The organism is Pseudoalteromonas sp. TB25 (assembly GCF_000497995.1).
Classification (GTDB): Bacteria; Pseudomonadota; Gammaproteobacteria; order Enterobacterales; family Alteromonadaceae; genus Pseudoalteromonas; species Pseudoalteromonas distincta.
In genome coordinates this window covers 1-20709 of sequence record NZ_AUTI01000375.1, presented here as the reverse complement: position 1 = coordinate 20709, position 20709 = coordinate 1, and the positions used below count along the sequence as shown (strand labels likewise).

Below are 20709 nucleotides of genomic sequence, written 5' to 3'. Positions count from 1 at the left end.
CAGCCGCTATTTTACCTATTTCATGGGCTTACATCACCATGATGGGTTCAGAGGGCTTAAAGCAAGCCACTGAAATGGCAATCGTTAATGCTAACTACTTAACGCATGAGCTAAGCAAGCACTTCCCAATTTTATACCGTGGTCGTAACAACCGTGTTGCTCACGAATGTATTGTTGACTTACGCCCGCTTAAAGAGCAATCAGGCATTACTGAAATGGACGTAGCTAAGCGCTTGCAAGATTACGGCTTCCATTCACCAACTATGTCGTTCCCAGTAGCTGGCACATTAATGATTGAGCCAACTGAGTCTGAATCAAAAGGTGAGATTGACCGCTTTATCGAAGCAATGGTGTCAATTAAAGGCGAAATCGAAAAAGTAATCTCTGGCGAATGGTCAATCGAAAACAACCCGCTAGTGTTTGCACCGCATACACAAGGCGACGTGTTAGGTAACGAATGGGACCGCGCATACGACCGTTTTTACGCTGCATTCCCAGTGCCTGCAGTGGCTAAAAACAAGTTTTGGCCAACCGTTACACGTATAGACGACGTATACGGCGACCGTAACTTGGTGTGTTCATGCCCTGCGGTTGAGACTTATCGCGACTAAGAGCAGAGACTAATTTTTGAACTTTAATGGGTAGTAAGTTCCATTATAGTTTGGGAATTTATCAAAATTATAAAAGCCGTTGCAGTAATGCAACGGCTTTTTTGTGTGTGGTGATTCGCCATAAATAATATGGGCGTAGGTTGGGTAGAGTGAAACGAAACCCAACGAATCACAAATATACTTACTCGCTCAAAAGCCAAGAGTATATGTTATTTATTGTAGGCGTTTAGCTTGCTGACGCGTTGATTGTTAAATCAAAATTCGGTATCACTTAAATAAAATTGCACGCACGTAGCCTTTGGGCTACAATGGTTTTATGAAATATCGTATTAAGAAAACCAACGAGTTCGATAAATGGCTTAAAAAGCTCAAAGATCGTCAAGCTTTTATGGCAATAGCTAAACGTATTACACGTGCCATAAATGGAAACTTTGGCGATAGTGAATCTGTTGGTGGTGGCATATCTGAAATGCGAATTTTCGTAGGGAAAGGCTATCGTGTTTATTACGTAATTAGAGGCGGTGAAGTTATTTTACTACTCAATGGTGGACACAAAGGCACACAAGGTAAAGACATTACCAAAGCAAAAGCCCTTTTAAGAGAATTGGAGTAATTATTATGGCGCTACAAACATCAGATTTTAACCCGTTTGACTATATGGAAACACAGCAAGAAATTAATACATTTTTAGAAGAGTGTTTAGCTGATGATGATCCAAATACCTTTATTGAAGCACTGGGCTTATTAGTTAAAAAGCATGGCGTGAGTGATATTGCTAAAGCAACGGGGTTAAACCGTGAAAGCTTATATAAAGCAGTTAACGGTAAAACCAAGCCACGTTGGGAAACGATTTTTAAAGTGATGAAAGCACTTAACTTTCGCCTTACAACACAAATTGCATAGGCTAGGTAGAGTGCAACGAAACCCAACAAATCACAAATATACTTACTCGCTCAAAAGCCAAGAGTATATGTTATTAGTTGTAGGCGTTTAGCTTGCTGACGCGCGGGCGATAGCCCGAATAAGTATTTAAATAGGTGCTTGAGGTTATCATCACCGATAACGCGAATGCGTTTCACGCTTCTAGAAATTAGAAACCTTATTCAAGGTTTTGTCGCGCTGGCGACGGCAGCCAAAGNCTGCCGCTGGTCCCTCTCTGGACACTCTCAGCGCACCCGAGCATCACGCTATTTTCTTCAAATAATTAATTGATGTGAGCGTAAACGCCATGAAAGCACATCCATGTTCAAGCATGGCTTTCATTTCATCCATGAAATGCATTACTCATCAATCGCTTATTTTCAGGGCGTGATGACGGGGAAGGGTGTTAAACGTGAGGTTGGTGTTTGGTCTTGGCAAGAAACAAGACCTGACCTTTTCATTGATTCAGCTGCCTAGTTGAGTGGAGTTTTCAAGTAGGTAAACCATTTTTATTTTCCAGTTGTTTTATATTTCTCGAAACACGCAAGTTATCTCTTTGGGATTATTTTTCCATAAATGGTCAAAACCACTCGAAAGCATAATTTCAATATTACTTTCTGGTGAATAAACTTTTAGATAACGGTCATGAAATCCAGAGTATTCAGTATTTACCTGTACTGTCCAATTATTGTAAATATTTGAAACAAACTGAGGCGTTATTTTTAGGCTATTTTTAATTGCTTGGATATCATCTGGAGTATCGACATATTCGATTGTTAAAGCTTGTCTTGGTAAAATACTTAGAAATAGTGCTTTCGTATTAACCCAATTGCTTGCCAAATAATTGTCACAAACGACTACTTTGGTCGCATTAGAACAAATTAATCGTAAATAATTTAGTAAAAAAGTTCGATCATCTTCAGGTTTTAAATGTACTGATACAGTTTTATCGATCAAACCTTCTTTATAATTAACGAATGGAAGTTGAGGATTTTCCTCGTCCGTTAGAATAACTTTATAGCTAGATAAAGTTGCTAGCTGTTCAATCTCATGTGAAGCATCACTTCTATTAGCCAATTGAGAAAGCAGTCGTTCATAATCAACAATATCTAATCCTTTGTCTTTAGCTTCAATCATTTGCTTATGATTTGTTAAATAAGGTAAGCTTATCTTTTGCATTAGTTTTTTGTATTTTTTTTGATGCTTTTCTCTGTTTTCATATGCTATTAAAAGCGATGTACTCAAGACCATTTTTCCATTAGACACAGGAATTACCTCATATCCATTAATTCATTGAGGGTTGCATCAAAAAATCCAGATGGAAAACCAATTACATTGCCATTTATATCATTAAACTTACCATTTTCATCAATAAACAAGGTTAAAAATGATTCTGAAACACTAGATTTATAGTGAATAACTACATCATTTGTATTGATTCTATCTTCGTAAATTTCATAAGCGATACGATTAATTAAGTGTTCACAATGTGTTTCTACAATTAGTTGTATTCCTTTGCTCGCAATAAATGAAAGAAATACACCAAGCAAAGCTTGAGTTTTCGGGTGAAGCTGAATCTCAGGGTTTTCTAATAAAATTAAATCCCCTTTTTTTGCTATCAAACAAATGATTAAGACTTTACTAACATAACTCATTCCTGCACCCAAATTAAAGGGAGAAATATTACTATCAAGATCCTCAACTTTAAATGCCACTTTGACTTGATCGCTTACCTTTTCTGTAACTAATTCAGAAGGGGTACACGTAATAAAACTAAGCCATTGACTTAACTGATAAGCTATTGTCTTTGAACCTTCAAAATGTACTAATTCAGCAGGTAGTGTTTGCCTTTTCATTTTTTCAAAAGTAGAAAATAGAAACTCACCTAAAATGCCCACTTTCCTTTCAGAAATAGGTACTAAATCTTGAGCACCAATCCTGTTCGCATTTAAATACAATAGTTCGGGGTTATCTTGCTCTCGCTTATTTTCATACAGATAACTTAGGCTACTGTTAACTTTAACACCATTAATAGTAATGCTAACAGTATGGCTCTCTTTATTATTGTCTATTGCTTCAATGAATACTTCTTTTGCATTTTGTTTTTTATTCCGAATAGAACTAAATTCATCTAAATAGCGCACTAATTCTTCCATGCTATATTGGTTGTTAATAGAACTATGCTTTATCAATAACATTATTGCTTGAATAACAGTCGATTTACCAGACGAGTTAGCTCCCGTTAATATAGTTAACGGTGCTAACTTTAAAGAAGCTTTGTCTATACTTTTTAAATTAAAGATCTCTAGTTTATTTAGCATTATTTAACTCTTGTGACATTTGTTGGGCAATATCAAAACGTATTTTCACATGTTCACTGGTATCTATCGAACCAGAAAAAAGTTCATCATCATCCACTTTGATTTTATATTTCTCAACAAGCTCTTCAGCTTTTTCAAAAGCTATTTTATTTGGATCAATATAGCAAAAAGCAAAGACTATCATTTCGAAAAGCCCCATATTTACAGGTCTTCTATTTCCACCATTTTTAGGAGTAAAGCGAAAAGCATCATCACCTAATATTAGATACACATTTCTCATCCCAAATAGACAAGCAGCTTTTGCATGTTCAATTAATGCATCATTAGCTCTTGTATTGAGAAACTTCATTACAGAAGCTAAAAAGGAATCCACATCAGATCTATATTGAATATTTTGGAGTTGGTTTGTAGTTAATAAGTAAAAAGCAACAAACCTCAATACTAAATATCTATCGCGCATCCTATTCGATTTAACTCCACCACCAGTGGAATTTTTAAAGTCAAGACTTTCAGCTAAGTCTTCAATAAGTTTTGTTGCCTTACCTTGATAAAGCGCATGTCGCATTTCCTGTTTATTTAAATTAACGCCTCCACGATTAACTCGCTCAAAAATATTAAATTTTACTGATTCAGGCGTCGGCGGCTGAATAACATAAGAATGAAGTTGATAATCTTCAATCTTTGCCTGTAGTAATGGAGAAATATCTTTAAATTTAAGACCTTTTAAATGAGGTAACATAGACAAGTTTGAAAGAGTAAACTCATTATTTAAAAATCCTTTCAAAGATGTAATGCGTTGCTTACCATCAATAATTTGTCGTATGCCATCTTCATTTTCGAACAGGTAAATCAAAGGGATCGGAATACCCATCAATATAGACTCTATTAACTCAGACTTATGCTTTTTATCCCAAACATTTTCACGTTGAAAGTCAGGAGCAAGTACTAAATCGCCTCGCTCTTCTCTCCGAAGAATCTCGAAAATACTTGATTGTTCTTTTGCTATCCTAACTTGGGTATCTGTACCCATTTGATGAGGGGGGAAAGTCAACTCAAGTTCATCTTGACCTTCAAATTCAATTTCATCATCCGTATTTTTCATGGTCAAAACCCTGATTATTTCTAAATCGATACTTTTCTAATAAATCTTATCATTTTATGTGCCAATCTGAAAAATACAACCTTGATAAATGATTCTAAAAAGCTGCTTAAATTATTCATCTAACATTTTTAGTTTGCTCAGCGACTTGTACTGTACCATTCTTCAATGACTACTCCACTAATTAAGTAATAATTGTTTAGTCCATATTAACAGAAACCAAGAAAACTAAAGAGGTCACCCATTAGAAAGTTACGGTTAAGCAGACAGCTGTGTTTTCTTGAACTCTTTATTCGAAAAGGCCAAGTAGTAATCACGTTGATTTGTATCAATATGCACCTCTGCTTTCGCCTCACTCATCGTTTAGTGCCAATATCGGCCCAAACAACAAATGCCTTGAAGTTATACTTTTAAGCCCTATAATTACCCGTAACAACACCCCTCCCGCTACCCGTAAGCTCAGCGCCCTGCGAGGGGTTAATTATTTCTATAGTATGGTAAAAGGATTTAGCTTTCATGCAGATCCCCAAAGCCCCATAACATTTGTGCAGCAAGTCGACTTTCTAGTGGAACCAAAGGCGCCAAATTTTGACTACACATCAAATACCTAGCTTTTTAGTTTATTGTTCATAGAGTTAATTACTCTGTCGAGACCACGACGAGTAGAGTTTAAGAATGCGTTTACCATGTGATTAACCGTGGGAGAGTGCATGAGAAAAAAAAGGGCAATATTATTGCCCTTTTTTATGCGCTTAAACTAGTTGTTATAAACTATAGCGCGACTAAGCTTTGCGCTAGCATTGCCTTTATCTGTTTTACTATTTTAGCTTCTGTTTCAGGTTCGAATTGTTGTATACGTGGGGTATGAATATGCCCTGTAGGTATACTTGAATTAAGCGCATCGCGCAGGCGAATACTTCGGTACGATATTTCGTTAGACAAGTAACCACCGCCGCCGCCATTAACCGCAATACTATTTTTAAGCTCGCCGTACGAACTCGCTTTATAGGTTTTTTCAAGCGTGGTGACTTCATGATTGTCGATAACTTTATAAGGGCCTTTGGCTTGTTGCATGTAAGTTACAGGCAAGCTAAATTTTACAAACTCGTTGCCTGGGAGCGGTCGGCCATTGAGTTTTGGTATCACTGGGCTTGTTTGCGTTCCACCATACACAATATTGGCATTATCGGGGGCAGTTACACTGCGACGTTTACCCGGGAAGTGCTCTAAATCAAATTCTGTTCTGCCCATACTTACGGTTACTACCATGTCTACATTATTAAGTGCGTAGTAGGGGGCAAGTAGCGACTCTATTATACCTTGATCAAAGTCTTCGTAGCGTACAGGCACCATAACGGTGTTAATTTCTGCGTTGATGCCGTTGTAATTAATAACTTGGCCGTCGAGTAATAACGCCGCAACACCTGAGGGGTTACTTTGGTTTATGTTTTTATCGAGTAAAAATGGGTCAAAGCCCGTTAGTAATATTTTTTTAGTACTGCCTGATGAAAAAGCAAGATCGGTACGTCCTCTGCTGCCTTCTTCAAGTAGGGTTAGTAAAGTATTTAGTTGAGCCTGCGTAATTGAAAATTTAGGTGACGTTGTGCGTATTACTTTGCTTGAAAGCAGGCGTGCCCAGTAGAGCTCTCGGTCGTCGTAGTTACTGGTTTTTATTATGCGTTGTTTGGCGTTTTCCCACAGTTCAAAGCTAAAGCTTTGTACTAATGCTTTTGCACTTTTAAAGTCGTTTAATTCTTTAAATTGTTGCTCAAAACTTGATACTTGTGGGGTAAATGCTTTTAAAACATTTGGCATTGCTGATTGGGCTTTGTTGATACGCTGTTCTTCAACAGTTAAAGGATTACTTAAAGCAGCGAATGAAGAGGCAATTAAGCTGGTCGCTAATAATACTTTGATCATAATACTCCTAAGATAAAGCTATTGTTTTATGTGTAATTTACTATCCTATTATTACTAACTTAGGGCAACCGATTAACGTTGAATCGACTGAAATTTGCTTTTGCCGTGCATTAGTATTGTTTAACGGCCAATTAGTATCATCGGCTAATAAAAATCCCTGAGTCAAAAATTGATCTTTATAGGTTCTACTTTAAGTTCTAATAAAAGTAAAAAGCCGTTACAGCAATGCAACGGCTTTTCATTATGGTTTTATGCGCTTCGACGATACGAGCGAAAGGCTTTATAGTCCTTTAAAACCCTCTATTAATCATCAGGCCCTTTTAAGGTAAACACTAAATGTTTACGCATATCTTTTAAAATCACGCCTTTTTTAAGCATTGCGCCGCTTAAGCGTTTTTGCCATTTTAATAAATCAGGCTCTGCGGCTGCTAAGGCTTGCTCGTTTTCAAACTGAAAACACAGCAGTAGTGAACTTGGAAATAAGTGATATTCCACATCAAACCAGCATTGCAACATACCAGGGAGCTCAGCGCGGCCTTGCTCTTCTAATTTTTCAGCAGTATTAAGTACAAGCGCTTGCTGTTTTATTTGCACTGCAGAGAGTTTTTTCATTATTAAAATCCAAGTAAGCGGCTAAAAAATGCAGCCGGAATATGGGCATTATACGCAAGCTTGTAGGCAGGCAACAACTTTGAAAGGGAGTTAATGTCCAATAGAGTGTATTTGCTTAAAATAAAGGGTCATGTTGCAAGGCACCTCCAGTTTTTCAATCTATGTAGGTCGGATAAGTGGCGCAGCCGCGCCATCCGACTTTTTAAGTTTCATCACTGAACCCCGATTTGGGTATTAATCCATTTTTTAACTCAATAGTTAAGTAACCTTAACCTAGGCTTTTGCCAAGTTGCTTGCGACAACTGGGGAGTGGTTGTCGCAAGCCGCCTTTAGAGCCTTACCGTATTACGCTTAATACTTATAAGAGGTATTAATAGGGAAGGTTTATTTGGATCGGCGCTTGTCTAGTACGTAGCGTACGGCCATTCTTGCAACACCAGCACCAATACCTGAGACTACTGCCCATGTAACGGCCTCTTTAAGATCTGTTTCTTCGCTTGGTCTATCTTTTGGAGCTGGTTCGTTGGTAACCTTTTCCCACGATTTTTGTAAAGTTTTCCTTGTTAACATACCTGCAGATGCAGCGGCGAGACCTATACCTATTGTCGTAATTAGTTGTTTATTACTCATAATGTTCTCCTTTTTATAAATAACGGCAGCGTTATTTATGTATAACTCTTTAAGTAAGAATATTAATAACAGCAATTTATGTACCGATAGGCTGAGGCGCTTTTAAATTAGGGCGTTCTTGTTTTATGCAAATTAGTCGTTTAAAACCACACTCACATCACACTTTCACCACATTTGTACACAAGCTAAATAACCATTGTAGAGCGAGCGCAACTCTGCTCAAAATCTTCTTTTTAGATATTAACTCTGCAATTTAACTCACCTTCTAGCCGGCTTATCGCACTCATTGCTGTACAGATAGTAAACACTTTCACCCTATGCTTTAATATTAAAAAACAAGGGAGGGCGTTATGAGTAAAAATCGATTTTTATTTAATAAATACGTTTTGGTAATGGCTGTGTCGGGCACTTTGTTTGCACCGCTACTAGTGCTGAGCAACGATAAGGGGCCAGTAGTTGAGCAGCTTTGTGCTAGTTGCCATAGTTTAACTAACCTTGAGCGCAGCGCGGGTTATAGCCAGCAGGACTGGCAAACATTAATAAGCTATATGGTTGATGCGGGCGCAGATACCGCGCTTAATAAAGATATAAGTGCTTATTTAGCTGAGCATTATCCTGTTAACACTAAGCGCGAGTCTAAGGTTGTTACGGGCGATTTAAAGCTCAATTTTAAGTACTGGCAAGTGCCAACGCTTGGGCAACGGGCTCGCGATCCGGTGCAAGGCAAAAATGGCATTATTTGGTGGGTTGGCCAGTGGGGTAATATTTTAGGCAGGTTAGACCCTCAAACCGGCGATATGAAAGAGTACACACTGCCAAGTGGCACCTATGCGCACAGTGTGTCGCTTGATAAAAATCAAACCCCTTGGTTTTTAGGCAATAAAAATGGCACGGTTGGATATTTAGACTTAAAAACCGAAAAATTTAAAGTGTTTAAAATGCCAAATAAAAATGCCCGCGACCCGCATACTGGTGTATTTGATGAAGCCGGAATATTTTGGTTTACCCTCCAGCATAGCAATATGATTGGCAAGCTAGACCCTACAACTGGCGATATTCAATTGGCTACTTTACCCACTAAAGGCTCACGCCCATATGGTATTAAGCTCGATTCAAAAGGCACGCCGTGGGTGTCGTGTAATGGTAGTAACTGTTTGGTTAAAGTTGATAAAAATACCATGGAGCTTAGTGAGATTAAACTCCCAGGCGCTAAAACGCATACTAGGCGATTAGCCATTACACCTGACGATATGGTTTTTTATGTTAACTCTGGTATGGGTAAACTTGGCCGCTATAACCCCAAAAACGGTAAAATAACGCAGTGGGATAATCCCAGTGGTGAAAACAGCCACCCGTATGCAATTGAATATGCAGATAACGCCATTTGGTTTAACGAGTCAGCTAAACGCCCTGAAACCTTAGTAAGGTTCGACCTTAATACCGAAACCATGCAAAGCTGGCAAATTCCGAGTAAAGAAGGAGTCTACTCTGGCTTAATTAGGCATATGCGCATGGGGAATAATGGGTTGATCATTCATCAAACAGCGACCAACCAATTAGCTGAAATTACGTGGAGTAAGTAATAATTTATTTTATGTTAAAGCTGCGTACTGCTTACTAGTAAGTTTTCTTATATTAGGTATGAGTTTTTTACAAAGCTTAGCAACTTTTACCTTTTAAATAAGTAAATTGATACAATAATTTATGTAAGGCACTGATTTTTAATAGTTAAATTTTTGGTTCGGGTTTTGCTTTGTAGTAAGTGTATTTTCTTAAATAAAATAAAGGAGTTATTATGAGTACCGTTATTACTGGGTTATTCGAAAGTGCATCACAAGCAACACTCGCAATTTATAGATTAGAAGCTTTAGGTATTAATGAAGCTGACATAAGCATTGTAGCCAACGACTCATACGCAAAGGAAGATTTTGCTGTAGACGAAGGTACAAAAGCCGCTGAAGGTGGCCTTGTAGGCGCGGCTTCAGGTGGTATTCTTGCTGCAATTATTGGCGGTTTTACTGCAGTAGGTACTGTAGCAACAGGTGGTACGGGCTTATTAGTTGCCGGACCATTAGTCGCAGCATTTGCTGCTGGTGGCGCAGGCGCCGCAGTAGGTGGTACTTTAGGTGCTGCAATTGGTGCATTTATTCCTGAGCACGAAATTAAGTATTATGAAGATGCCATTGAAAAGGGCTCTATATTAATTGGTGTTAAGTACGATAGTGACAACAAAAACGCTATTGAAGAAATACTTAACAATGCAGGCGCAAGTAACGTTTCTACGGCTTAATGCTAACTAATTAGTTTCAAAATTAATTAAAAAGGTGAAACTTAGTTTCACCTTTTTTTCGTTTTTAACGGCGGAGCAATTATAAATATTAACGTAATTTTTTGTCATTAAATAAACTCCATATATAAGTAAATTGGTTTTAAACATGCTTTGATTATAGAAAAGACTTATTTAGATAGGCGCTTTTTATTACATGTCGTAAGGCCTCCCTAACAACACCAACTCTCGAGACTACCGCCTATATAATAACGGCCTTTTTAATAGCTACTTTTTAACTTGGCTTGTCTTTTTGGACTGGAGCGTTGGTAGTCTTCTTTTATGAGTTTTGTAAAGTTGCCATTCTGTTTGTAAATATGCCTTGGTTTTTGCTTAACTTTTGGGTGAAAGTCAGTTTTTTTAATTAATTAGCTATTTATTTAAACGTAATAAAAACTATAAATTTACTTTTTAATCAATAAATTAAAAATAAATAATACATAAAATCATGTTTACGCGTAGGGCTGGTATATACATTGAAACTACTTGTTTAATAGTCGCTTAATTTAGCGTTATTGCTTTATTAATTTGATACTAACGAGGAGATGATGATGAATTGTTTGCAGTTTGATTCAAACGCTAAAAGACCTTCAACCCGTGTTTTAAAACCAGCTTTTGCGATACTACTTACCGGTGTGTTACTACAAAATAGCGCACTGGCTAATGTAAAAGTTCAAATGCACCAAGTAACTAAGTCAGGTCAAGGGCAATCACTAGGTACTATTACACTAACAGAAAATGATAACGGTGTTGTTTTTACACCAAGTTTAAAAGGTTTAACACCGGGGCAGCATGGTTTTCATGTTCACCAATTTGCAAGTTGTGAACCCAAGAAAAAAGGCGATAAAGTTGTGCCGGGGGGCGCCGCTGGTGGGCATTTCGATCCAAAAGCTAGCGAGCATCATGATGCTCCTTGGGGGGATGGCCATTTAGGCGATTTACCGGCGTTGTATGTAAATGAAAGTGGTCAAGCTAAATCGCCTGTTTTAGCGCCAAGGCTCACGCTTGAAAAACTTAAACAACACGCAGTAATGATTCACGAAGGAAGTGATAACTATGCAGATAAGCCAAAGCCATTAGGTGGCGGTGGCAAACGTGTTGCTTGTGGCGTAATTGAGTAAATAAAAGGAGCAAGTTATGCCATATAAAAATCGTGATGAATTACCTGAGTCGGTAAAAAGTAACTTACCTAAACATGCTCAAGAGATATATCAAGAGGCGTTTAATAGTGCGTGGGATACCTATAAGGACCCTAGCGATAGAAAAAACGATGATGACCGCGAAACAACAGCGCACAAAGCAGCTTGGTCGGCGGTTAAAAATAGTTATAGCAAAAATGATAATGGAAATTGGGTAAAGTCGAGTAACTAAACTAACAACAAAGCTTAAGCATTAAAAAGCCGCCATAGCTGATATAGCGGCTTTTTATATACTCGTTTTATAGTTGCGATGTTTATACAATACTTTGCAGTCTGTTTGAGTAAAAACTGGTAAGCAAAACCATAAGTACTGCTTTAAACACGAATGTGAGTTTGGTTTAAATTTGCGTTATTATTTATTTGTATTAGCCAATCAGAGAACACTTTGAATTATTTAGCTCATCTTTATTTAGCGCAGCCCACAGCCGATTCTCACTTTGGGAACCTGTTGGGTGACTTTGGTGGAAAAAGACATGTAAAGCACTTACCAAACTCAGTTAAAAATGGCCTCGATAACCATTATTTAGTTGATAAATTTACCGACTCTCACCGCGAAGTTAAACACGCTAAACAATACTTTTCACCCGAGCGTAAACGCTTTGCTGGTGTGGCTATTGATGTGGTGTTTGATCACTTTTTAATTGTGCATTGGCAACGATTTAGCAAGCAACCTTTAAGTGATTTTAAGTACACCAGCTATCAGCTTTTAAATAACCGTATACCTGTTATGCCACCGCGTATGCAGCATGTTGTAACAAGTATGACTAAAAACGATTGGTTTAAAGAGTACGAAACCGTTGAGGGAGTAGGGCTTGCGCTCGATAACATAGCCAAACGCATTCGTTTTACGAACACTTTTGCGGGCGCGGCTGATGATATAAAGCGTAACTACAATGAATTAGAAAACGTGTTTTTAACGTTTTTTCCGGAGCTGGTTAAGCATGTGAATGAGTTTAGTCTTGAAAGCACTTAAAAAAGTTAGATAAAGAACTTTATTTAAAGTTTTCATAAATTGTTAATCTTTTGTGATAAGTTAAGGTGAAAAAAACGCTACTCTAATACAAATTAATCTTTGAGTGTTTTTAATGAATCGCAATTATTTAGTTATTGTGGGCTTTGCCGTTTTATCGGCATTTCTATCTGGTTCTGTATTAGCTTTTGACTTCGACTTAAAATCGGTACGCACAACTATTTCAAACCCAAATACTAGCCATGCGTTAATATACGACGACTTGGCGGGGAGTAATCAAAAAACACTGTTTTCGTTAGAGCCCATAAATAACCAGCGTGTGGGTGTGTTTTTTGATATTAACGACATTGAAATTGGCTACTCAGCCGATATTTTTGAAGATGATGTTGAAACAAAAACACAGGATATACTGCTTTCGTATAGAAAATTTAAAAATTCTAAAATCACATTTAACTATCAAACGCTTGAAGGGCTGCAAAGCACGGCTAGCAATTTAAGCAGCAATCAAACTGATCAAATTTTCTCGCAAAATACACGTTCAACCAAGTTTGAGCTATCTGGCCAACACAACTTTTATACCTTCAATAATAAAGCGTCTTTGTTTGAGCATTTTTTTCTTAATAGGCCAAAGCTAAGTAACAAATTTGATATGTCGTTAAGTATTGTTGGCGCTTGGTCTTTCAAGCATGTATCTCTTGAGAATAAAGATAATATTGTGTTTCAGGCTGATTTTTTAAATTCGTCTGCACCACAGGTCACTAAGTTAATTTCTAATTCGTATGGGGCGAGTATTGGCTCGCTTTTATCATTTTCGTTACCGCATAATGTTCACGTATTTGCTGAATACAAAGTAGGTAAAGGGCATATTCAAAACACAAACCCTGGGCTGGGGTTAAAAGATTCGGGCGCCGAAAAAGTTGAAGCATACGGCGGTGGAATTTCTTGGACTTCCGACAATAAAAAAATTATGGTCGTACTACGTGCGTGGGAGCAAACAGGCCGGCATATAGATACTTCTTTTGGTGATTTGTCAGTAATTAAGTTTTTTTAGTATTGATCACCGAAATAGTAAATTTACCAGGAATACTATGAGTAAGAATAACGCAGTACCTCAGGCTTATGTGAAGCAAGAGGAAGGTTACCGAATTAAAGCCTTAAGATTATACCCTTGGGTATGCGGGCGTTGTGCCCGTGAGTTTGAGTACTCTAATTTACGAGAGTTAACGGTGCATCATATAGATCATAACCATAGTAATAATCCAGAGGATGGCAGTAACTGGGAGTTATTGTGTATTTATTGCCACGACAATGAGCACAATAAATACCACGAACATATTATGTATGGCGGGTCGACTACAGAGCGAAAAGTTGAGGCTGCAACGCATTCTCCATTTGCCGATTTAAAAGCGATGCTTAGTAAATCCAAGTAGCTTTAGAGAGAGCTATTTAGCAAGAGCGAAGCATTTTGTGCCTCGCTCAAACTTGTCGCTAAATTTTAATCGCCTCAGTGGGCGTTGTTGATAATCCACTAAAATACTTCATTACTAATTGGCCTTGGCTGTCTTTTTCTATTACTAAGTAATTGTTTGAATTAGGATAGTAAAAGCTATTTTTAGACATCGTAATAAGTTTTGTTTTATCGCCACCGGTGCGCTTAGAATACAAAACGTCATTTTCAAAAATTAGGCTGCGTAAGGTGTTTTTATCAATACGGTAATCACCCAATACGGGCGCTAACTGCTGCGCTGTTACATCTGCTTTTTTAAACTCGGGGAGCGCAATACCCAGTGCTTTGGCTGTGAGTTTTTCGTTGATAAAAATAGGGTTTATGTGGTTTGAATTAGCCAGTACTGCAACATATAGCTTTTGCTCTGGAATATAGCGTGCATGTGCTAAAAAGCCATTTATTCCGCCAGTGTGTTTAATTACGGTGTATTCATTCAAAGGCTTAATAATTAATCCGTAACCATAGGATGAAAAGCTGCCGTCATTGAGTTTAAAAGGGCTTACCATCTTCTCATAACTTGCTTTACTAATGAGCTTGCCAGACGATAGGGCACTAAACCAAATGTTTAAGTCAGTTGGAGTAGATATAAGCGCACCTGCGGCATATGGCCAATCCATATTAATGTAGCTGGTGTTGATAAATCCTTGCCCTGTTTGCTCATAGCCAGATGCGCGATGGGCAACAATTTCTTGCCCTTCATAACTACTCTGGTTCATTTTTAGCTTTTTAAATATGTGTTGTTCAATAAAGTCTTTGTAAGACTGGCCACTTGCCACTTCAATTATTTTACCAAGCAGTGAATAGCCGGTATTTGAATAAGCCATCGCTTCGCCGGGTTTAAACACCATTGGGTGTTTGGCAAATCTCGCTAACGCATCGTCAACGCTGGTGGGTACTTGTATTTCTTTATCGAATAGGTCGTCGTCATCTGTGTAGTTGGCGATGCCTGAGGTGTGGGTTAATAAGTTTTCGATTGTGACGAGGTTGCCTTCAGTAGGAAAGCTTGCAACATACTTATGAATATCATCGGTAACCGCTAGCTTACCTTGCTCTTGCAGCATCATAATTGCAGCTGCAGTAAATTGTTTTGAAATAGAACCTAAACGTAAAACGCTTTGCTCATTAAGTGCAATGTTATGCTCAAGGTTGGCAAGCCCGCGCGCTCCTTTAAAAAGTACTTTGCCATTTTTACTTATAATTACCGATACCCCGGGCTCGTTTTCAACTAGGCTCTCGTTAAGAATTTCCTGATACTGCGAGGCTGTCGGGTTTGCTTTTACAAGGCTGGGTGTTAATAGCGAGAGGGCTAACAAACAGCTAGCGTAAAATGGCTTAATCATATTCATCCTTTGTAGTTTTTATACCAAACCTGTAAATAGGTTTAGCGATCCTTGTGCTTCATTTAAGCGGTTATTTACTTTAATTTATAAGTATTATATTTTTAGTTTATAGCCAGTTAATATTGCACAGCTAAAAAGTAAACTCAACGCTTCGCTTTAGTTACCCATATACATTAAAATTTTTTTGTTAAATCAATAAACGCGCATAACCTTGGTGGCATGTGCCGCTTAGTTAAATAGTTTAAGTAATTAGGCACTCCTCCCATTTTATATATTAAGCAGCTACTATGATTTCAACTGTTTGGATAAAAACAAGGTTGTTACATCAGCTACTTTAATAAGTGACAGTTTATCTGCATGGCTCCATGAAATTTTTGAGCCAACACTTTCACAACAAATAACACCTAGCGGTTTGTTATCAATAAAGTAGATGTAATCAAGCAAGGAGTAAATGTTTGATGGTTCAAAATAAACCTTGGTTAAGTTTTTAGTGATTTCGTGGTTTCTCGCATCTGATGCGTCTAATACTTTATGCTCTAAAATATAGTCAAAGTATGCAGGAAAGTCTTCAGCTTTTAAAACTGCATTACTTACTATCTCATTTTTTTCATCAAGGCAAATTAAGCTATTAATGGCAGTATAGTCGTGATTAAACAACCATAGACTGACTCTGTCGGCATTTGAAATTAACTTTTTTAGCTCATTGCATATCTGTTTTAGCTTACGTTCACTCGTAATGTTTGGGTTACTAACTTTAACTGCTAAATTTTTGAGATTTGAGTTTTTTGGATTATAAACATTGAGCAAGCTATTTAAATGATCTTTATTAAATGGCTTCGTTAAATAGCCATCCATACCAATATCTAAATAGTGTTCAATATCTGGTTTCATGGTGTTGGCTGTCATGGCAATAATTGGCGTTGTTTTATCTGTTTGTTGCTCTCTAATTATCTTAGTGGCTTGCACTCCATCCATCACTGGCATTTGAATGTCCATAAAAATTAAATCAACATGGTTGGCAAAAAAGTAATCAACGCATTCTTTGCCATTTTCGGTAAATATTACTTTCGCATTATGAGCTTGTAGCATTTTACTTACGACAACTTGATTTACTTTATTGTCTTCGGCAACCAAAATAGTGCACCCTTGTAAATCGGTTATTTCTTTATTTGGTTTTAATAATTCATCGAGTTCTGATGTTTCAAAGCTTTGTTGGTAAGTAAATACAGAACCTTTATCTTCTTTACTCGTGAAGTTGATTTTGCCATTCATTAAATCACTTAGCTTGGTGCAAATGGAGAGGCCAAGTCCCGTGCCCCCGTACTTTCTAGATGTAGATGAATCGGCCTGATGAAACTCTTGAAATAAATTTTGCTGTGCAGCTTTACTAATACCAATACCCGTATCGATTATTTCAAATACAATATTTTGCGTGTTTAAGAGATTCTCCTTTACAGTGACTTTAAACTCTACCTGGCCTTGTTGTGTAAATTTAATCGCATTTGAGCATAAGTTATTTAAAATTTGAGAAACTCTGACAGGGTCGCCTTTTAGGGTTGTAGCGATATTTTTATCTATAGATGGAATAAATTTTATGCCTTTATCTGTGGCTTGTTTCATTAGTGGATTAATTACATTGTTAATGACTTCGCTCAGGTTAAAGTTAATATTCTCAATATTTAATTTACCCGCTTCAATTTTTGAAAAGTCTAAAATATCATTTACAATATTTGAGAGTATATTCGCGGAGCTTAAAATACTCTTTAAGGCGTTATCTTTTTCTATATTTGAAGTCTCTGCTAGTCCAAACTCAGCTAAATTTAAAATGCCGTGCAGCGGAGTTCTTAGCTCATGCGACATATTTGCTAAAAATCGACCTTTTAGAGTGTTAGCTGTATCAGCTTCTTTTTTTAATTCTTCAAGATTTTTATTATGTGTTTGTTGTTGTTTTAATGCAGTGGCCAGCTTTCTATTGTTTAACCTGAGCTCAAGTTGTGCGATAACTTCTTTGCCAAGTATTTTCAGTGCGTTAATTTGTGTTTGAGTTAGCTTTTTTGGCTGGTCGCTGATAACACATAATGTACCAATTGTGCTGCCACTAGGTGTAACTAGCGGTGTGCCCGCATAAAACCGAATGTTTGGATCGCTGGTTACTAGAGGGTTATCATAAAAACGTTCATCAAGTAGAGCGTTTTGTATTTCAAATACTTGGTCTTGCAGTATTGTATGAGAGCAAAATGCGATATCTCTTTCAGTGGAGTCTACATCGATACCATACTTTGATTTAAACCATTGCCTTTGTGGATCAACTAAGCTTATAAGTGATATGGGGGCTTCACAAATATCAGAAGCAAGTTGAGTTAAATCATCAAATACTTTTTCGGCTTCAGTATCTAATATTTCATACTCGTAAAGGGCCTTTAATCTAGATTCTTCGTCAGCTGGTATTTGTGCTTTTATCATAGTAATGCTCAATATTTATATAGATTCACTATAAGAGTAATTTAGTGATAATGACAACTTTAACATGTAGAACCGGCTAAAAAAAAGACATTGCATTTTGCTACTCTATTATTATTTTTTGAAGTTTTTATAAAACCAGCGAAAGTAAAAAGGATCTTTCCATACTGAACACTCTCAGTAATTAAGATCGGAATTAATAAGGATTAAACCAGTCTATAGTTTTACATCATCTGTAAATTTTGAAACTCAGCAGCTCTGCTGGTGGGCAAATTCTTCACCTTGTGAATCATAAATTTCTAAAAGCATGTTACTTCTCGCAAAGGCTGATATTTTCCTTGGCATAAGTGATATTTACGAATGAAATACTCACAATTAAATCACGTTTTAACTGTGTATTTTACTTAGTTAAAACTTAATTTGAACACCCGCTCAAGTTGTGCTTTAATCGTTGCTCAATTATTGAGGAACTTTACATGATTAAATTTTATTTTCACCATACACCTAACCCAATGAAGGTTGCGCTCTTTTTAGAAGAAACAGGCTTACCGTTTGAACTTGTTCCTCTTGATACTTTAAAAGGTGAGCAACATACACCTGAATTTAAAGCAATTAATCCAAACGCTAAAGCGCCAGCAATTGTTGATGGTGAAACGCGTGTGTTCGATTCGAATGCTATTTTAATGTACCTTTCTGAAAAGTATGGGAAGCTTGAAGGAAAACCAGAAGACCGCGCTGAAATGCTGTCGTGGTTAATGTTTATCGCATCGGGTTTAGGTCCGTATTCAGGGCAAAGTGTTCACTTTAGACACATGGCGCCAGAAGGGCTTGATTACGCGGTTAATCGTTATTTACGTGAAGCGCAGCGCCATTACGAAGTACTTGATACTCACCTTGAAGGTCGTGACTTTATAGTGGGTGATACATATACCATTGCTGATGTATCTGCATGGGGTTGGATTGATAAAGCACCGGTTGTATTAGGTGAAGAGGGTTTAGCACCATACCCAAATCTTAAGCGTTGGTTTGAAAGCATTGATAGCCGCCCAGCGGTTGCACGTGCACGCGCAATTGGTACTGATATAGCCTTTAAAAAAGAGTTTGATGAAGACGCTAAAAAAGCGTTTTTTCCTTCAAACTACCCAAAAGTATAAAAAGTAATTAATACTAAACAGCAGATCAGTTAGCTGATCTGCTTATTGTATTTATTGCTGTGTGAGCGGTTCTTTATTTTCGTCTGACTCAAACAAGCTAACTTCTTGTGTGTGCTGGCTTACGCTATTTCTTTTTAGGGCGATGTATAAGTCTGAGTGAATATATATACCTTCTTTTCCTGACTTCATTCCTGCAATATCAAACCACGAAAGTAACTGGCGTTTTCTACCTGCAAGCTCAAGCCTTATATCACGCTTTTTAAATATAACGTCGAGATCTGCAAGCATGGCCATTACGCTTAAATCTAAATGAGTAAAGCAGGGCACAGCGTCAATTATTACACATTGAGTGTCGTCTTTTTGCCTTGCATATTGCTCAAGTAATCTGCGTTTAAAGTAGCTGGCATTAAAGTAAGTTAAAGGTGAATTAAAGCGATAGATAAACACGCCTTGCACTGCTTTTGCTTTATCTGTGGCGTCTAAACTTCTTACTACACCGTTAACATCTACGCCTAATATGTTGTCTGTTGGGCGCATAACAGTGCGAATAAATTGAAATAACCCTAGTAATACAGCAAGTGTGATCCCTGGTATAACGCCAATAAATAACACCGCAAGTAAGGTGGCTGAGGCGAGATAAAATGCCTGTTTGTCTTTTCGTTTTAATTGCCAAACAGCTTTTAAATCGAGTAAGTGTACAGAGGCAATAATAAGTACAATACCTAGCGCTGCGCTTGGAATAAATTCAAGTGGGGCTGTTAAAAATACAGCTATGAGCGCAATAATAGCTGCTGCAATTATTGATACTAACTGTGTTTTACCACCGGTTGCATCGTTAACCGCGGTGCGTGAGTCGGCGCCACTGACTGCAAAACCTTGCGAAAGAGCTGACGCTATATTGGCAATACCTAACGCTCTAAATTCTTTATCGGCGTCTATGTCGTAGCCATTTTTAGCAGCAAAGCTGCGGGCAGTTAGCATCATACTAACAAAGCTCACGATGGCTAAGTTAAGTGCGGGTACCACCAGCTCACGAATAATCCCTAAATCAAAAACAGGGGTATTAAAAACGGGAAGCCCGCCAGTTACGGTGCCAATGGTTTTTATATCAAATTGTTTTAAATCAAAAATCCATACCAAAAGCGCACCAAAAGCAATAGCAAACATAGATGCAGGCCACGTGGGCTTTATCCGTTTCATGGCAAAATAGACCGCCAGTGTAAACAAAGCCATTAATAAGGTGGGAACATGTGTTTGCGCTAGGTATGTGGGCACACCACCGAGGCGTTCAAGTAAGTAGCGCTCATCAAAAGTAAAACCAAATACTTTAGAAAATTGACCCACAATAATAGTGATAGCTACGCCGTTTAGTAAGCCCAATAAAATAGGTTTAGATAAAAAGTCAGCTAATACACCTAACTTAAATTTACTGGCTATAAAGCACCAAAAGCCGGTCATAGCGGTCATGGTGACAACAAGTTGCCAATGCTTAAAGCTGTCACCTGCAGCAAGAGGTGTTACTACAGCGGCAATAACGGCGCAGGTTGCGGCATCAGGGCCGACTATTAATTGTTTTGAAGTACCAAAAAGTGCATATAGCATCATTGGCAGTATGCAAGAGTATAACCCTACGGCGGCG

The 20709-nt window shown here is 37.7% G+C and carries 19 protein-coding genes and 1 pseudogene; 11 read left to right on the top strand and 9 right to left on the bottom strand.

What is annotated here, in order from left to right:
• From L652_RS0116250 to L652_RS0116240, 3 genes and pseudogenes are all read left to right on the top strand, one after another.
• A pseudogene (locus tag L652_RS0116250) lies at positions 1–611 on the top strand (glycine dehydrogenase (aminomethyl-transferring)); the annotation flags it as partial.
• 316 nt (positions 612–927) lie between these two features.
• Positions 928–1224 (top strand): type II toxin-antitoxin system RelE/ParE family toxin, encoded by a 297-nt coding sequence (locus L652_RS0116245; protein WP_024596315.1) that lies wholly within the window; start codon positions 928–930, stop codon positions 1222–1224.
• Positions 1225–1229: 5 nt separating this feature from the next.
• Positions 1230–1514, top strand: coding sequence for an addiction module antidote protein (locus L652_RS0116240; RefSeq protein WP_024596316.1), 285 nt, complete (start codon positions 1230–1232; stop codon positions 1512–1514).
• 543 nt (positions 1515–2057) lie between these two features.
• Here L652_RS0116240 and L652_RS0116230 read toward each other — a convergent pair.
• The 6 genes from L652_RS0116230 to L652_RS0116205 all read right to left on the bottom strand — a co-directional run bounded on the left by L652_RS0116230 (position 2058) and on the right by L652_RS0116205 (position 8114).
• Positions 2058–2798 carry a hypothetical protein gene (locus L652_RS0116230; protein ID WP_024596317.1) on the bottom strand — a complete coding sequence of 247 codons (741 nt, stop codon included), beginning with the start codon at positions 2796–2798 and terminating at the stop codon, positions 2058–2060.
• A 5-nt stretch (positions 2799–2803) separates the two neighbouring features.
• On the bottom strand, positions 2804–3853 hold the full coding sequence (locus tag L652_RS0116225; RefSeq protein WP_024596318.1) for an AAA family ATPase: 1050 nt from the start codon (positions 3851–3853) through the stop codon (positions 2804–2806).
• Positions 3843–4955 (bottom strand): DUF262 domain-containing protein, encoded by a 1113-nt coding sequence (locus L652_RS0116220; RefSeq protein ID WP_024596319.1) that lies wholly within the window; start codon positions 4953–4955, stop codon positions 3843–3845. Before L652_RS0116220 ends, L652_RS0116225 begins: the two co-directional genes overlap by 11 nt.
• Before the next feature lie 768 nt (positions 4956–5723).
• Positions 5724–6872 carry a hypothetical protein gene (locus L652_RS0116215; protein ID WP_024596320.1) on the bottom strand — a complete coding sequence of 383 codons (1149 nt, stop codon included), beginning with the start codon at positions 6870–6872 and terminating at the stop codon, positions 5724–5726.
• A 303-nt stretch (positions 6873–7175) separates the two neighbouring features.
• Positions 7176–7484: a hypothetical protein gene (locus L652_RS0116210; RefSeq protein ID WP_024596321.1), complete on the bottom strand. Its 309-nt coding sequence runs from the start codon at positions 7482–7484 to the stop codon at positions 7176–7178.
• Positions 7485–7868: 384 nt separating this feature from the next.
• Complete coding sequence (locus tag L652_RS0116205) at positions 7869–8114, bottom strand: DUF4235 domain-containing protein (RefSeq protein WP_002958040.1); 246 nt, start codon at positions 8112–8114, stop codon at positions 7869–7871.
• 350 nt (positions 8115–8464) lie between these two features.
• On the opposite strand from L652_RS0116205, the gene L652_RS0116200 reads away from it, so the two are divergent.
• The 7 genes from L652_RS0116200 (at position 8465) to L652_RS0116170 (ending at position 14039) form a co-directional block, all read left to right on the top strand.
• Complete coding sequence (locus L652_RS0116200) at positions 8465–9697, top strand: cytochrome c (protein ID WP_024596322.1); 1233 nt, start codon at positions 8465–8467, stop codon at positions 9695–9697.
• 212 nt (positions 9698–9909) lie between these two features.
• Positions 9910–10404 (top strand): general stress protein, encoded by a 495-nt coding sequence (locus L652_RS0116195; RefSeq protein WP_002958042.1) that lies wholly within the window; start codon positions 9910–9912, stop codon positions 10402–10404.
• A 587-nt stretch (positions 10405–10991) separates the two neighbouring features.
• Positions 10992–11561, top strand: coding sequence for a superoxide dismutase family protein (gene sodC, locus L652_RS0116190; RefSeq protein WP_024596323.1), 570 nt, complete (start codon positions 10992–10994; stop codon positions 11559–11561).
• Positions 11562–11577: 16 nt separating this feature from the next.
• Positions 11578–11811 (top strand): ChaB family protein, encoded by a 234-nt coding sequence (locus tag L652_RS0116185; protein ID WP_024596324.1) that lies wholly within the window; start codon positions 11578–11580, stop codon positions 11809–11811.
• 213 nt (positions 11812–12024) lie between these two features.
• On the top strand, positions 12025–12612 hold the full coding sequence (locus L652_RS0116180; protein ID WP_024596325.1) for an ACP phosphodiesterase: 588 nt from the start codon (positions 12025–12027) through the stop codon (positions 12610–12612).
• A 112-nt stretch (positions 12613–12724) separates the two neighbouring features.
• A complete protein-coding gene (locus L652_RS0116175) occupies positions 12725–13660 on the top strand; it encodes a hypothetical protein (RefSeq protein ID WP_024596326.1) in 936 nt (311 codons plus the stop codon).
• Positions 13661–13697: 37 nt separating this feature from the next.
• Positions 13698–14039: a YajD family HNH nuclease gene (locus tag L652_RS0116170; protein WP_024596327.1), complete on the top strand. Its 342-nt coding sequence runs from the start codon at positions 13698–13700 to the stop codon at positions 14037–14039.
• Positions 14040–14097: 58 nt separating this feature from the next.
• Here the strand turns inward: L652_RS0116170 and L652_RS0116165 are convergent, their stop codons facing one another.
• Both L652_RS0116165 and L652_RS0116160 read right to left on the bottom strand, forming a co-directional pair.
• Positions 14098–15456 (bottom strand): serine hydrolase domain-containing protein, encoded by a 1359-nt coding sequence (locus tag L652_RS0116165; protein ID WP_024596328.1) that lies wholly within the window; start codon positions 15454–15456, stop codon positions 14098–14100.
• Between the two features lie 285 nt (positions 15457–15741).
• Entirely contained in the window at positions 15742–17919 is a 2178-nt protein-coding gene (locus L652_RS0116160; protein ID WP_024596329.1) for a response regulator, read from the bottom strand.
• Positions 17920–18392: 473 nt separating this feature from the next.
• Between L652_RS0116160 and L652_RS0116155 the strand changes: the two genes are divergently transcribed.
• Positions 18393–19070: a glutathione S-transferase family protein gene (locus L652_RS0116155; protein WP_024596330.1), complete on the top strand. Its 678-nt coding sequence runs from the start codon at positions 18393–18395 to the stop codon at positions 19068–19070.
• Between the two features lie 51 nt (positions 19071–19121).
• On the opposite strand, the gene L652_RS0116150 is transcribed toward L652_RS0116155, so the two are convergent.
• The coding region (locus L652_RS0116150) for a SulP family inorganic anion transporter (protein ID WP_024603553.1) at positions 19122–20709 on the bottom strand (1588 nt) is incomplete at its 5' end.

What these genes read in the sequence shown, in the direction of transcription:
- L652_RS0116155 (WP_024596330.1), top strand. Translation starts at nt 18,393, where the DNA reads ATGATTAAATTTTATTTTCACCATACACCTAACCCAATGAAGGTTGCG.
- L652_RS0116240 (WP_024596316.1), top strand. Translation starts at nt 1,230, where the DNA reads ATGGCGCTACAAACATCAGATTTTAACCCGTTTGACTATATGGAAACA.
- L652_RS0116200 (WP_024596322.1), top strand. Translation starts at nt 8,465, where the DNA reads ATGAGTAAAAATCGATTTTTATTTAATAAATACGTTTTGGTAATGGCT.
- L652_RS0116225 (WP_024596318.1), bottom strand. Translation starts at nt 3,853, where the DNA reads ATGCTAAATAAACTAGAGATCTTTAATTTAAAAAGTATAGACAAAGCT.
- L652_RS0116185 (WP_024596324.1), top strand. Translation starts at nt 11,578, where the DNA reads ATGCCATATAAAAATCGTGATGAATTACCTGAGTCGGTAAAAAGTAAC.
- L652_RS0116210 (WP_024596321.1), bottom strand. Translation starts at nt 7,484, where the DNA reads ATGAAAAAACTCTCTGCAGTGCAAATAAAACAGCAAGCGCTTGTACTT.
- L652_RS0116220 (WP_024596319.1), bottom strand. Translation starts at nt 4,955, where the DNA reads ATGAAAAATACGGATGATGAAATTGAATTTGAAGGTCAAGATGAACTT.
- L652_RS0116170 (WP_024596327.1), top strand. Translation starts at nt 13,698, where the DNA reads ATGAGTAAGAATAACGCAGTACCTCAGGCTTATGTGAAGCAAGAGGAA.
- L652_RS0116215 (WP_024596320.1), bottom strand. Translation starts at nt 6,872, where the DNA reads ATGATCAAAGTATTATTAGCGACCAGCTTAATTGCCTCTTCATTCGCT.
- L652_RS0116175 (WP_024596326.1), top strand. Translation starts at nt 12,725, where the DNA reads ATGAATCGCAATTATTTAGTTATTGTGGGCTTTGCCGTTTTATCGGCA.
- L652_RS0116165 (WP_024596328.1), bottom strand. Translation starts at nt 15,456, where the DNA reads ATGATTAAGCCATTTTACGCTAGCTGTTTGTTAGCCCTCTCGCTATTA.
- L652_RS0116245 (WP_024596315.1), top strand. Translation starts at nt 928, where the DNA reads ATGAAATATCGTATTAAGAAAACCAACGAGTTCGATAAATGGCTTAAA.
- sodC (WP_024596323.1), top strand. Translation starts at nt 10,992, where the DNA reads ATGAATTGTTTGCAGTTTGATTCAAACGCTAAAAGACCTTCAACCCGT.
- L652_RS0116160 (WP_024596329.1), bottom strand. Translation starts at nt 17,919, where the DNA reads ATGATAAAAGCACAAATACCAGCTGACGAAGAATCTAGATTAAAGGCC.
- L652_RS0116205 (WP_002958040.1), bottom strand. Translation starts at nt 8,114, where the DNA reads ATGAGTAATAAACAACTAATTACGACAATAGGTATAGGTCTCGCCGCT.
- L652_RS0116195 (WP_002958042.1), top strand. Translation starts at nt 9,910, where the DNA reads ATGAGTACCGTTATTACTGGGTTATTCGAAAGTGCATCACAAGCAACA.